At 71.0% G+C, this 13,059-nt stretch carries 9 protein-coding genes; 5 read left to right on the top strand and 4 right to left on the bottom strand.

Annotated elements, in window-relative coordinates; translation table 11 throughout:
* Positions 1-175 precede the first annotated feature (175 nt).
* From YWW_RS0105395 to bioA, 4 genes are all read right to left on the bottom strand, one after another.
* On the bottom strand, positions 176-496 hold the full coding sequence (locus YWW_RS0105395) for a cupin domain-containing protein (protein WP_026929315.1): 321 nt from the start codon (positions 494-496) through the stop codon (positions 176-178).
* 122 nt (positions 497-618) lie between these two features.
* Entirely contained in the window at positions 619-1,272 is a 654-nt protein-coding gene (bioD, locus tag YWW_RS0105390; RefSeq protein WP_026929314.1) for a dethiobiotin synthase, read from the bottom strand.
* On the bottom strand, positions 1,269-2,363 hold the full coding sequence (locus tag YWW_RS0105385; RefSeq protein WP_035704088.1) for an aminotransferase class I/II-fold pyridoxal phosphate-dependent enzyme: 1,095 nt from the start codon (positions 2,361-2,363) through the stop codon (positions 1,269-1,271). The genes bioD and YWW_RS0105385 overlap by 4 nt, the downstream gene beginning before the upstream one ends.
* Positions 2,360-3,688 carry an adenosylmethionine--8-amino-7-oxononanoate transaminase gene (gene bioA / locus YWW_RS0105380; RefSeq protein ID WP_026929312.1) on the bottom strand — a complete coding sequence of 443 codons (1,329 nt, stop codon included), beginning with the start codon at positions 3,686-3,688 and terminating at the stop codon, positions 2,360-2,362. The genes YWW_RS0105385 and bioA overlap by 4 nt, the downstream gene beginning before the upstream one ends.
* Positions 3,689-4,276: 588 nt before the next feature.
* Here bioA and YWW_RS28455 point away from each other — a divergent pair.
* The 5 genes from YWW_RS28455 to YWW_RS0105355 all read left to right on the top strand — a co-directional run bounded on the left by YWW_RS28455 (position 4,277) and on the right by YWW_RS0105355 (position 13,016).
* Positions 4,277-5,623 (top strand): MFS transporter, encoded by a 1,347-nt coding sequence (locus YWW_RS28455; protein WP_155829937.1) that lies wholly within the window; start codon positions 4,277-4,279, stop codon positions 5,621-5,623.
* A gap of 166 nt (positions 5,624-5,789) precedes the next feature.
* The gene (locus YWW_RS0105370; protein ID WP_026929311.1) at positions 5,790-7,034 is read left to right on the top strand and encodes an ornithine cyclodeaminase, nickel-pincer nucleotide-dependent; all 1,245 of its coding nucleotides are present in this window, start codon (positions 5,790-5,792) and stop codon (positions 7,032-7,034) included.
* Positions 7,035-7,252: 218 nt separating this feature from the next.
* Positions 7,253-9,922 carry a cellulose binding domain-containing protein gene (locus YWW_RS0105365; RefSeq protein ID WP_245595359.1) on the top strand — a complete coding sequence of 890 codons (2,670 nt, stop codon included), beginning with the start codon at positions 7,253-7,255 and terminating at the stop codon, positions 9,920-9,922.
* A gap of 199 nt (positions 9,923-10,121) precedes the next feature.
* Positions 10,122-11,282, top strand: coding sequence for a right-handed parallel beta-helix repeat-containing protein (locus YWW_RS0105360; RefSeq protein ID WP_026929309.1), 1,161 nt, complete (start codon positions 10,122-10,124; stop codon positions 11,280-11,282).
* Between the two features lie 162 nt (positions 11,283-11,444).
* Positions 11,445-13,016 carry an RICIN domain-containing protein gene (locus tag YWW_RS0105355; RefSeq protein ID WP_026929308.1) on the top strand — a complete coding sequence of 524 codons (1,572 nt, stop codon included), beginning with the start codon at positions 11,445-11,447 and terminating at the stop codon, positions 13,014-13,016.
* Positions 13,017-13,059: the final 43 nt, after the last annotated feature.

Genomic DNA, 13,059 nt, shown 5'->3' with positions numbered 1-13,059 from the left:
GTGCCTGTGAGAGCGAGGAGTCGTCTCCGCATCGGGGTCCTCCGGTGACGGCCGCGGGGTTCGCGGCGGGGCTCGGGCGGAACGAAAAAATTCCGAAAAGGTTTTCGGAGAGATTATCGTTAACATGCGATGTGGTCAATAGATGCGAATGGACCGATTGACGCTCCGTGCCGGGTCAGATCCCGGTCACCGTCGTGAGGAGGACCGCGGCGTCCTGGATCGCGGTCAGCCCGTGGCGTTCCTGCGGTATGGCGGCGAACTGGTGCTCCGCGAGCTCGACGTCGCCGCCGGGAGCGGTCAGCCGCACCCGTCCGCGCAGGACCAGCAGCGCGCCCGCGGTCGGCGCCTCGTGCTCGTCCAGCTCGAAGCCCTCGGCGAGGGCGATGAGGCTCTGCCGCAGCGGGCCGTCGTGCAGCAGGAGTTCGGCGCTGCGGCCGTGCTCGGCCTCTCTGGCGGCGGCGATGTGGTCTTCGGCCAACCGGGCGAGATTGTCCACGGCAACTCCTCACGTCTGGAGATCTCTGGTCGGCGACCGTGTCGGCCCGCCGACCCGGAGTATATGGCCGACGGCACGGTGCGGGACCGCGTTCGGGCGAGAGGCCGCGTGCGGCGGCGGTGTCAGACCGTGCCGCCCAGGTCGAGCCATTCGGTGGCGGCCAGGCGGAAGACCTCCGGGGCGAGATCGCCCGCGCCGTCGGGGATCCAGCCGAGGCGGTCGCCGGGCAGGTCCTGGAGGTTCTCGATCTCGGCCAGGCCCGGCCGGTGCGGCCAGGCCCCGATGACCACGGCCGCTTCGACGCCGCGCCTGGAGAGGGCCTCGAGCGTCAGGGCCGTGTGGTTGAGCGTGCCGAGGCCCGCCCGCGCCACCACGACGGCCGGGCAGCCCAGTTCGGCGGCGAGATCGCGCATGGTCCAGCCGCCCTCGCCGATCTGGACGAGCAGGCCGCCGGCCCCTTCGAGCAGCACCACGTCGGCCGGGCACGCCAGCGCGGTCTCGGCGACCTCGATCAGCTTCAGCAGCGGCGCCTCGGCGCGCCGCGCGGCGGCGACGGGGGCGAGCGGGTCGGGGTAGCGGACGAGGCAGCGCGAGGGGGCGCCGCTGAGGCGGTTCGCCGTCGCGGCGTCGTCGTCGCCGCCGGTCTGGGCGACCTTGACGACCTCCACGGTGGCGCCCTTGGCCATCAGGTGCACCGCTATGGCGGCCGTCGTCACGGTCTTGCCGACGCCCGTGTCGGTGCCGGTGACGATCACGGGGCCCTCGAATGCGATCACGCTCGCTCCTCCTTGACGGCCTGCACGGCCTTGTCGAAGTCGGCGGCCCCGACTCCGGTGTTGATCGTAATCCGCAGCCGGGACCGGTGGTCGGGTGTGGAGGGCGGGCGGAAGCAGCCGACGGCCACGCCGCGGTCGGCGCAGCGGGCGGCCCAGGCCGCCGCCGCGCGGGCGTCTCCGGCGGGCGGCGAGAGGACCCCCGCGGCCGGGGCGGGCGCGTCCAGTTCCGCCGCGGCGGCGCGGGCCCGGCGCGCGAGTTCGGCGCGGGAGGCGTCGGCTCCGCGGGCGATCCGGAGCGCCTCGGCGGCGCCGGCCACCACCGCGGGCGGGGGCGCGGTGTCGTAGACGAAGGGGCGGCTGGTGTCGGTCAGGTGGCGGCGCAGTTCGGCCGGCCCGGCGATCACGCCTCCCGCCGCGCCGAGGGCCTTGGAGAGCGTGGCGGTGACGACCACGCCGGGGTCGCCGCCCAGTCCCGCGGCGGCCGCTCCCCCGGCGCCGTTCGGGCCGACCGTGCCGACGGCGTGCGCCTCGTCGACCACGAGCAGCGCCTCGTGGGCGGAGGTCAGGGCGTGGATCTCGCGCAGCGGCGCGGCGTCGCCGAGCACCGAGTAGACCGATTCGACCGCCACGACGGCGGGACGGAGCGCGGCCAAAGCGCGTTCGAGCTCGTCGAGGTCGTTGTGCGCGAAGCTCGCCGAGGGGCGGCCCGCCAGTCTGGCCGCGTCGTGCAGGGAGGCGTGGACGTGGGCGTCGAGCAGGACCGGGCCGGGCAGCGAGGCGAGGGCGCCGAGGTTCGCCAGGTAGCCCGAGGAATACAGCGTGGCGGTCTCGGCCCCGAGGTGGCGGGCGATGTCGGCCTCGAAGGCCTCGTGCGCCTCGGTGGTGCCGCGGACCAGCCGCGAGCCGCCCGCCCCGAGCCCGTACTCCTCGAGCGCCGCCGCGGCGGCGGCGACGACCCGCGGGTGCCCGCTCAAGCCCAGGTAGTCGTTGCCGGCGAGGTCGATCGCCTCGGCGCGGGGGCGGGCGGCGCGCGCCAGTCCGGCCCGCTCACGCAGGGCGGCCTTGCGCGCCAGGCGGTCCCAGAGCCTCACGAGCAGACCTCGTCGACCGCTTCGGCGAGCGCGGTCACCAGGAGGCCGGTCTCGGCTTCGCCGAGGGTCAGGGGCGGCATGAGGATGACGGTGTCGCCCAAGGGCCGCAGCCAGACGCCGCGTTCGCGGGCGGCCTGGCAGACCTCGAAGCCGGTCCGGTCGGAGTTCGGCCGCACCTCGACGCCGACCATGGTGCCGAGCCGCCGGATCTCGGCCACCTGCTTGTGGGCGGCGAGGGGTTCGAGGAGCTCGGCGAGGCGCTCGCCGAGGCGCGCGGCCCGGCCGACCACGTCCTGTTCGGCCATGACGCGCAGGCCGGCCAGGGCGGCGGCGCAGCACAGCGGGTTGCCGGTGTAGGTGTGGCCGTGGAAGAACGTGCGCGGCGCGGTGTCGCCGGGGCGGGCGAGGAAGGCCTCGTAGACGTGCTCGGCGGCGAGCACCGCCGACAGCGGCAGGTATCCGGCGGTGATGCCCTTGCCGCAGGTGAGGAGGTCGGGGACGACGCCGGCGTGCTCGGCGGCCCACATCCTGCCGGTGCGGCCGAAGCCGGTGGCGACCTCGTCGAAGATCAGGAGCGCGCCGTGCTCGTCGGCGAGTTCGCGTGCGGCGCGGAGGAAGGCGGCGTCGTGGTCGAGCATGCCCGCCGCGCCCTGCATCAGCGGCTCGACGATGATCGCGCAGACCTCGTCGCCTTGGGAGCGCATGGCCGCTCGGAGCTCGTCGACGGCGATCTCGGTCCGGTGCTCGCCGAGGGCCCGGTCGCCCGGGGAGGGGACGCCGATGGTCTCCAGGAGCAGCGGCCGGTAGGTGGCGTGGAAGAGCTCGTGGCCGCCGACGGCGACCGCGCCGAGGGTGTCGCCGTGGTAGGCGTGCTCGAGGCGCACGAACTTGGGGCGCGGGCGGCCGGTCTGGTGGGAGTGCTGGTAGGCGATCTTGAGGGCGGCCTCGACGGCGGAGGAGCCGTCGCCGGCGTAGAAGACCTTCGTCAACTCGGGCCCGTCGCCCTCGGGGGCCGAGGCGATGAGGGCCTCGGCGAGTTCGATGCCAGGGGTGTGGGTGGTGCCGAGGAAGGTGGAGTGGTCGAGCTTGGCGAGCTGCGCGGTGACGGCGGCGTTGACCTCCGGGTGGCAGTGGCCGAGCGTGGTGGTCCACAGAGAGGAGACGCCGTCGAGGTAGCGGCGGCCGTCGACGTCGATCAGCCAGGGGCCCTCGGCCCGTTCGACGACGGTCGGGCGGTCTTCGACCCAGGTGGCGTGCTGGGTGAACGGGTGCCAGACGGCGGCGGCGTCGCGGGCGATCCATGCGGTGGTGGCACTGGCGGTCATCGCCGACCCCTCTCTTATTGGTTTCCTACAAAACTGTTTAGAGGTTAGTGACCATTGGGAGGATAGTCGAGCACGGTCGAGAGGACGCCTCGGCCCGCAGCGGCGCAAGCAGCGGCACGCGACTCCGCTCGGGAACGGCGGGCCGCGCAGCGGCGCCCACTCCGGGCGCAGACCTCCCAACGGCCCACCGCCGCGCGACTCCGCTCGGGAATCGCGGGCCGCTCACCGCCGCACAGTCCGCTCGATCCGGATGCCGACGACGGCTCGACGGCCCACCGCCGCGCGAGCCCGTTCAGGGCGGGCGGCTCCGGCCCGCGCCCTGCCCGTGTCGCCATCGGACCGGAGCCTCGCTCGGCCCCTTCGGCCCATATTGCTTGAAGCTTGAACCGACCACTTGGCAGTCCACCGAAACCCTTGGGGCCTAATATGACCGAGAGTAATGCGAGGCGGTTCCGCCGTCCGGTTTTTACACTTTGAACACACTGGGCCCCTTGACAAAGACCGCGCCAACCGTCAGACTGATGGCACTTGCGGCAATCGCGGAGGATTGTCGCTTACCTCCCCTTCAGGTTCCTCGAGGAAGGCTTTGTGTCCCAACAACACCCCGGCTCACCCGACCCAGGTGGGCCCGCCAGTCCCCCAGCAGAACGCAAACCCACGTTCGGGGACGTCTTCGGCAATCGAGAAGCCGCCTCCTTCCTAGCCGCGTACTGCCTCTCCAGCGCCGGCGCCATGCTCAACCGCGTCGCCGTCACCTTCCTGGTCTGGAGCAACACCGGGTCCTCCGCCCTCGCCGCCGCCTCCTTCGCCATCAGCTTCGCCCCCTACCTCGGCCTCGCCCAGGTCCTCGGGGCCATCGTGGACCGCTATTCCTACCGCAACGTGATGATCCTGTGCGACCTCCTCCGCGCCGGCCTGGTCGCGCTGCTGCTCATCCCCGGGATGCCCGTCCCGGCCATGATGGCCGTCGTCTTCGCCATCGCCGCGGTCCAGCCGGCCTACTCCGCGGCCCGCACCTCCACCCTCGCCCAGATCGTCACCGGAGACGCCCTCTCGGTCGCCATCGCGCTCAACCTCAGCGCCGCGGGCGTCGCCCAGATCATCGGCTACCTCGCGGGCGGCCTGCTGGCCGCCATCGACCCGTACACGGCCCTGGCCATCAACGCCGCGATGTTCGTCTTCAGCGCGTTCGCGATCTTCGTGTTCGTGCGGCACCGCCCGTCGGTCAACAAGCGCGAAGAGCGCAAGCACGTGCTGGTCGAGACCGGCGAGGGCCTGAAGACGCTGCGCGACAACCGGGTCCTGCGCACGGTGTCCTTCTCCATCTGGGGCCTGTACGCGCTGGCGGCCGTCCCGGAGGGCGTGGCGGTGCTGTGGGCCGTCCACCTCGGCCGCGGTTCGGTCACGCAGGGCTCGATCATGGCCGTCGACGCCGCCGCCACCATCGTCGGGATGCTGCTGTTCACCAGGTTCGTCCCGTCTTCGCTGCGCGACAAGCTGATCCGGCCGCTGGCCTTCGCCGCTCCGCTGGTGCTGGCGACCGCGCTGCTCGATCCGCCGCTGGCCGGGGTCATCCTGATCGCCATCGGGATCGGCCTGTCCACGGCCATCATGGCGCCGATGAACGCCACGCTCGCCCAGTGCATCCCCGACGGCTGGCGCGGCCGGATCGTCTCGGCGGTGAACGGCGGCCTCCAGCTGAGCCAGGGTGTGGCGATCGCCGCCGTGGGCTTCGTGGCCGAGCTGGGCGTGCCGGTCCCGTACGTGGTCGGCGTCTGGGGGCTGCTGGGGCTGGGAATCATGGCGCTGGTGACGCGCAACTGGCCCAGCGCCGAGGAGATCGAGCGGGCCAAGGCCGCCGCCGCGCCCCCCGCCCAGCGGAGTCCGGAGGCCTCCACCCGAAGCAGCGGACAGGCCTCCACCCCGCCTGCCTGAACGACCGCACTCCCAGGCCCCCGGAAACAGCGGGCAGGGCCGCACCGCTCCCTGGGCGAGCGTCCGCGGCGGAACCGGCCCTCCCCCGCCCCGCGCCGTCGCCCTCTCCCGCCCCGGGAGCTAGGCTCGACTCGGCGTCACCGGAAACCACAGGAGAAGCACTGTCGTGGAACACAGCAAGACCGTCGAGCTGCGCGGACACCTCATCGACCAGGGCGTCTTCGCCCGCGTCATGGACGATGTCCTCGAGTACTCGGGGGCCTATTCGATCGACCGGTTCGACGTGGGACGGCACCACACCGACGAGTCCTACGTCCAGCTGACGATCTCGGCCGAGACCTCCGAGCTGCTGGAGCGCATCATCATGCGCCTCCAGACCCACGGAGCCAACCCGATCGACCCGGGCGTCGCGACGGTCAGGCCGGCCCCGAGCGACGGCGTGTTCCCCGAGGACTTCTACTCCACGACGAACTTCGACACCCGCATCCGCCTCGGGAACACCTGGATCGAGGTGGAGAACTCGGAGATGGACTGCGGCATCATCGTCGCCGCCGACCACAGCACGGCCCGGACCCTCCCGGTCTCGGACGTGCGCGCCGGCGAGCTGGTCGTCTGCGGCGGCGAGGGCGTCAAGGTCCTGCCGCTGCCCGAGCCCGAGCGGGAGGACCCCGAGTCCTCGAACTTCGAGTTCATGGCCTCCGGCGTCTCCTCGGAGCGCCCCCAGGCCCTCCAGGTGCGCCAGATCGCCGAGCGGATGCGCGAGGTCAAGGCCCGCGGCGAGAAGATCCTCTGGGTCGGCGGCCCCGCGATCGTCCACACCGGCGCGGGCAAGGCCCTCGAGGCGCTCATCGACGAGGGCTACGTCGACATCCTCTTCGCGGGCAACGCCCTCGCCGCCCACGACATCGAGTCCTCGCTGTTCGGCACCTCTCTGGGCGTCGACCTCGACAAGGGCCATGGCGTCCCCCACGGCCACGAGCACCACATCCGGGCGATCAACAAGATCCGCGCCTGCGGTTCGATCGCCGACGCGGTGGCCGAGGGCGTCCTGCGCCGCGGCATCATGCACTCGCTGGTCAAGAACGGCAAGCAGTACGTGCTGGTCGGCTCGGTCCGCGACGACGGGCCGCTGCCGGACGTCTACACCGACGTCATCGAGGGCCAGCGGGCCATGCGCTCGCAGCTGCCCGGCGTCGGCTTCGCGATCATGGTGGCGACCATGCTGCACTCGATCGCCACTGGGAACCTGCTGCCGGCCAAGGTGCCGCTGGTGAGCGTCGACATCAACCCCGCGACGGTCACCAAGCTGGCCGACCGCGGCTCGGGCCAGGCGATCGGCGTCATCACCGACATCGGCCTGTTCTGCGAGCAGCTCGCGAGCGAGCTCGTCGTCGGCTACAAGCGCGACTGAGCGCGCGGCGCCCCGTCGGCTCTCCGGATACAGGGGAGGCGGGTGGTGTGCTACTTGCTGGTGGTTTATCGTGAACATTGATTGACATCACATCGATATCTGTTTATATTTGATCGGACAATTAAGTAGGCGGCCCGGCCCATGCGAGCCGGGCGCCGCCGATTGAAGGCAGTTCGATGAGAAAGAGAAGACTTGTCGGCCTCTTGACGGTCGGAGCGGTGACCGCAGCAACCGCCGCCGTCGTCCAAGTCGCCGCCCACTCCCAATCAGCCGACCCGGCACCGGCTGAGGAGACCTACACCTGGAGCAACGCCGCCATCGCGGGCGGCGGTTTCGTCCCCGGCATCGTGTTCAACGAGACCGAAGAGGACCTGATCTACGCCCGCACCGACATCGGCGGGCTCTACCGCTGGCAGGAGGACTCGCAGACCTGGAAGCCCCTGCTCGACTGGGTCGGCTGGGACGAGTGGGGCTACTCCGGCGTCGTCTCCGTGGCGACCGACCCGGTCGAGCCGAACCGCGTCTACGCCGCCGTCGGCACCTACACCAACGACTGGGACCCGAACAACGGCGCCGTCCTCTACTCCGATGACTACGGCGAGACCTGGGGCGTCGCCGAACTGCCGTTCAAGCAGGGCGGCAACATGCCCGGCCGCGGCATGGGCGAGCGCCTCATGGTCGACCCGAGCGACAACTCCCGGCTCTATCTGGGCACCCCGAGCGGCAACGGGCTGTGGACGTCCACCGACTACGGCCGCACCTGGGCCGAGGTGGCGAGCTTCCCCAACCCCGGCGACTTCGTCGTCACGCCCGGCGACCCCGTCCTCGGCGACAACCAGGGCGTCCTGTGGATCGAGTTCGCCCCCGGCACCGGAACCACCTACGTCGGCGTCGCCGACCCCGACAACCCCGTCTACGTCTCCGGCGACGACGGCGCCACCTGGGAACCGCTGGCCGGGGCGACGCAGATCGGCACCGTCGACGGCTACCCCAACATCCCCAAGCAGGCCGCCATCGACGAGGCGAACGGCCACCTCTACGTCATCACCTCCTGGGACCCCGGCCCCTACAACGGACCGCCGAACGAGGAGGGCGCCGAACGCGGCGGCTCGGTGTGGCGCCACGACATCGCCGCCGGCACCTGGACCGAGATCCATCCCGGCCCCAACGGCACGGACTACCAGGGCTTCGGCTTCGGCGGCCTGACGCTGGACCGGCAGAACCCCGGCACCTTGATGGTCTCGAGCGTCAACGCCTGGTGGCCCGACGAGACCACCTACCGCTCCACCGACTCCGGCGAGACCTGGACGCAGTCGTGGACGCTGAACGGCTGGCCCGAGCGCGTCGACCGCTACGAGATCGACCACTCCTCGGTGCCCTGGCTCGACTGGGGCGCCACGCCGACCGCGCCCGAGCAGAACCCCAAGTGGGGCTGGATGATCGACTCGATGGCGATCGACCCGCACGATTCGGACCGGGTCATGTGGGGCACCGGCGCGACCATCTACGGCTCCACCGACCTCACCAACTGGGACGCGAACCAGACCTTCCACGTCACTCCGATGGTCCACGGCCTGGAGGAGACCGCGGTGCTGGACCTGGCCGCGCCTCCGGGAGGCCCGGCCCTCTACAGCGGGCTCGGCGACATCGGCGGCTTCGTCCACACCGACATCGACGCCGTGCCGGACTCGTTCTACCAGGCCCCGCACCACGGCAACACCACCTCGATCGACTTCGCCGAGCTCAACCCGGGCGTCGTCGTCCGCGTGGGCAACGGCGGAGAGGGCGTCTCCCGCATCGGCGTCTCGTCCGACTCCGGCGGCTCCTGGTGGGCCGGGCAGACGCCGAGCGGCGTCACCGACGGCGGCACCGTGGCCGTCACGGCGGACGCCTCGGCGATCGTGTGGTCGCCCGGCGGGACCGCCCCGCAGCGCTCGACCGACTACGGCTCGTCCTGGACGGCCGTGAGCGGCCTGCCGGACGCCGCGCGGGTCGAGTCCGACCGGGCCGACGCGAGCCTCGTCTACGGCTTCGCGGGCGGACGGTTCTACTACAGTGCCGACGGCGGCGCGAGCTTCACCGCCTCGGCGTACGCGGGCTTCCCCGCCTCGGGCGAGGTCCGCTTCGGGGCCGTGCCCGGCCACGCCGGGCACGTGTGGCTCGCCGGCGGGGCCGAGGACGGCGCCTACGGCATGTGGCGCTCGACCGACGGCGGGCAGAACTGGACGCAGGTCACCGGCTTCGACGCGGCCGACACCGTCGGCTTCGGCGCCGCGGCCCCCGGCCAGGACTACCCGGCGGTCTACGCCAGCGCCTCCCGCGGCGGCGAGCGCGGCATCTGGCGCTCGGTCGACGAAGGGGCCACCTGGACGCGCATCAACGACGACGAGCACCAGTGGGCGTGGACCGGCTCGGCCATCACCGGCGACCCGGACGTGTTCGGGCGCGTCTACGTCGGCACCAACGGCCGCGGCGTCATCGTCGGCGAGTCGAGCGACTACACGCCGCCGGACGACCCGACCGAGACCGAGACGCCCTCGGAGACGCCGAGCGACGAGCCGACCACCGACGAACCGCCGCCGAGCGGCGAGTGCGCGGCCTCCTGGTCCTCCCCCAACGCCTGGCAGGGCGGCCACCAGGGCAACGTCACGATCACCAACGGCACCGGCGCCTCCAGCGAGGGGTGGACCGTCCAGTGGACCTTCGCGGGCGACGAGCAGGTCGCGAACCTGTGGGGCGGCTCCTGGTCGCAGGATGGGGACACCGTCACCGTGACGAACGCGGACTGGAACGGCGCCATCGCCGCCGGAGCCTCGGTCGAGATCGGCTACACCGCCTCGAACAGCGGCACTCCCGCCGTCGCGGAGGCGGCCTGCTCGCTGGGCTGACATGCGCGGCGCCGGGGCCCCTCGCCCCGGCGCCGCTCCCCGCCGCGGCGCACCGCCTCCGGGCGGGGCCCGCGCCCTGGACCCACAACTGCATATGTCCGAGTAGGACGAACATTGGAATCCATGACCCCGCGGAACCGGACCCGCCCCTTGAGTCCACAACCGCATAAGGCCTGATCACACGAGTGAAAGCACCGAAATGATACGAACAGTCAGGCGGAAGACCGCCGTGCTCGGCGCGGCGGCGCTCGCCGCCGCGACGGCACTGACGTCCTTCGTCCTCATCACGCAGTCCGCGGGAGCCGAGACCGAGGCCCCGGACGACGACGCCGCCGCGGCGCAGGAGTGCGGCGGAGGCGACGCGGTCGTGACCGGCAGCCAGTCCTCCGGCTTCACGGCCACCTACCACGGCGAGACCGTCTATCAGGGCGAGTACTACATCAACGCGATCTGGGAGGCGATCGGCGCGCTCGATCCGAACCGCACCAGCCAGGAGAAGGTCTCGGTCATGGCCAGCGCCTGGATCGGGGACAACGCCATCGACCTGCCCAGCCACACCGCCTTCGAGGTCTGCGGCACCATGGACGTCGGCAACGCCTCCGGCGAGGGAGCGGTGCAGGCCATCGGCGCCACCGACGTGTCGATCCCCTACATGAACATGACGGGAGCCCCCTACTTCGGCATGCGGTTCGCCGACGTCCACGGCCTGCACCTGGGCGACATCAACATGAACCTGAGCGGCGGGCTCGGCATCCGCTTCGAGCGGGACCTGCCCGGCAGCACCGACGTGACCATGGACGACGTCTACGTCGAGGGCGCGGGCAGCCACGCCGTCGAGACGTGGAACATCGACGGCTTCGACATCGGGCGGGTCACCGCCCGCAACGTCGGCGAGTCGGGCCTGCTCATCCAGAACTCGACCAACGGACAGGTCGGCACCGTCGACGGCGAGAACGTCGGCGCCGGCACCGGTTACGCGACCTTCCGCATGGCCAACAACAACGGCCAGGAGGCCGACGGCGGCTACGACACGAACATCCACGTCGACAACGTCATCTCGCGCGGCGGCGGACGCGGCGTCTTCTGCGTCTCGCAGTCCGGCGGCGTGACCATCGCGAACGTCGACCTGGCCGACAACGGCAACAACTCGATCCTCATCGAGAACTGCTACAACGTCACCATCGAGGGCGGCACCGTCAACGGCGGCGGCGAGGTCCGCATCGCGGCCCGCTCGGAGTTCCCCAACACGCGGGACGTGTCGATCTCCCTGGAGGTGAACGGCACCTCCGTCCGGGAGTCGCCCTGCGGCGAGAACATCACCTGGAACATCACCGGCAACGCGTCGGTGGACGTCTGCTGACGCGCGCCGCTGAAACGTTCCAATCCAAAACGTCCTTATCGGAGGTGATCGGTCCGAGATGTCGAACCGGAGCGGCGGGGTCCCCCGACTCTGACGATGCCCGCCGCTCCGGTTCCAATTTAATCGTTTCATTTCAATCTCTCGATCAAAAGGAATCAAGCCATGACCCGAGTCCTCAAACGGAGACTCACCCTCCTCCTCACCACCCTCACCGCCGCCCTCACCGGCATCGCGCTCGCGCTCTTCGCGGTCCCCCAGGCAGCCGGAGCAGTGGAGACCGGCACCTGGTACAAGATCGTCAGCCGCCATTCCGGCCTGGCGCTCGACATCCTCGACGTCTCGACCGCCGCGGGCGCCGAGCTCATCCAGTGGAACGACACCGGGGCGGCCAACCAGCAGTTCCGCTTCATCGACGCCGGAGGCGGCTACTACCGCATCCAGGCCAGGCACTCGAACCTGGTCCTGGAGGTCTTCGAGTGGAACGCCGAGAACGGCGCGACCATCGCGCAGTGGACCGACCTCAACGGCACCAACCAGCAGTGGGAGGTGCGCGAGAGCGGCGGCTACGCCACCTTCGTCAACCGCTTCTCCGGCAAGGCCATGGACGTGTGGGAACGATCCACCGAACCCGGCTCCCGGATCTCCCAGTACGACGTCAACGGCGGCGCCAACCAGCAGTTCCAGCTGGTCGAGGTCGGCGACGGCGGCGATCCCGACCCCGGCGGCGAGTGCGGCTCGGGCTCCCCGGACGCGACCGTGACCGGCTCCAGCGGCAACTACACCGCCAGCAACGGCGGCAGCACCGTCTACCAGGGCGGCGACTACCGCGCCGCGATCCAGGCCGCCGTCGACTCGACCGGCAGCGGCGAGCGGACCTCCGTCATGGCCTCGGGCGGCATCGGCGCGAGCACGATCTCGATCCCCAGCAACCGGGTCTTCGAGGGCTGCGGGACGATCGACATCGGCTGGCGCAGCGGCAGAGGCGCGATCGAATCACTGGGCACGTCCAACGTGTCGATCCCGTACCTGAACCTGACCGGCTCGGCGTATTTCGCGATGCGCTTCTACGGCAACTCGAACCTCCACCTCGGTGACATCAACATGGACCTCAGCGGGGGCATGGGCATCAGGTTCGAGCGCGACGAGGCCGGCAGCAGGGACGTGACCATGGACGACATCTACGTCGAGGGCGCGGGCAGCCACGCCGTCGAGACGTGGAACATCGACGGCTTCAGCATCGGGCGGGTCACCGCCCGCAACGTCGGCGAGTCGGGCCTGCTCATCCAGAACTCGACCGACGGCTGGGTCGGCACCGTCGACGGCTCGAACGTCGGCGCCGGCACCGGTTACGCGACCTTCCGCATGGCCAACAACAACGGCGAGCTCGGCAGCGGCGACTACTCGACCAACATCTGGGTCGACAACGTCATCTCGCGCGGCGGCGGACGCGGCGTCTTCTGCGTCTCGCAGTCCGGCGGCGTGACCATCCGCAACGTCGACCTGGCGAACAACGGCAACAACTCGATCCTCATCGAGAACTGCTACAACGTCACCATCGAGGGCGGCACCGTCAACGGCGGCGGCGAGGTCCGCATCGCGGCCCGCTCGGAGTTCCCCAACACGCGGGACGTGTGGATCACCTTGGAGGTGAACAACACCTCGGTGCGCGAGTCGCCGTGCGGCGACAACGTCAACTGGAACATCTCGGGCAACGCGTCGGTGAACGTCTGCTGATCCGAGTGCGAAACAGAGGGGCCGGGGTTCGCGCCCCGGCCCC

Origin of the sequence: Glycomyces tenuis DSM 44171, assembly GCF_000427885.1 — a bacterium.
GTDB lineage: Bacteria > Actinomycetota > Actinomycetes > Mycobacteriales > Micromonosporaceae > Glycomyces > Glycomyces tenuis.
The sequence above is the reverse complement of the archived record's forward strand: the minus strand, read 5'-3'. Positions and strand labels throughout refer to the sequence as shown.

What these genes read in the sequence shown, in the direction of transcription:
- YWW_RS0105355 (WP_026929308.1), top strand. Translation starts at nt 11,445, where the DNA reads ATGACCCGAGTCCTCAAACGGAGACTCACCCTCCTCCTCACCACCCTC.
- YWW_RS0105360 (WP_026929309.1), top strand. Translation starts at nt 10,122, where the DNA reads ATGATACGAACAGTCAGGCGGAAGACCGCCGTGCTCGGCGCGGCGGCG.
- bioA (WP_026929312.1), bottom strand. Translation starts at nt 3,688, where the DNA reads ATGACCGCCAGTGCCACCACCGCATGGATCGCCCGCGACGCCGCCGCC.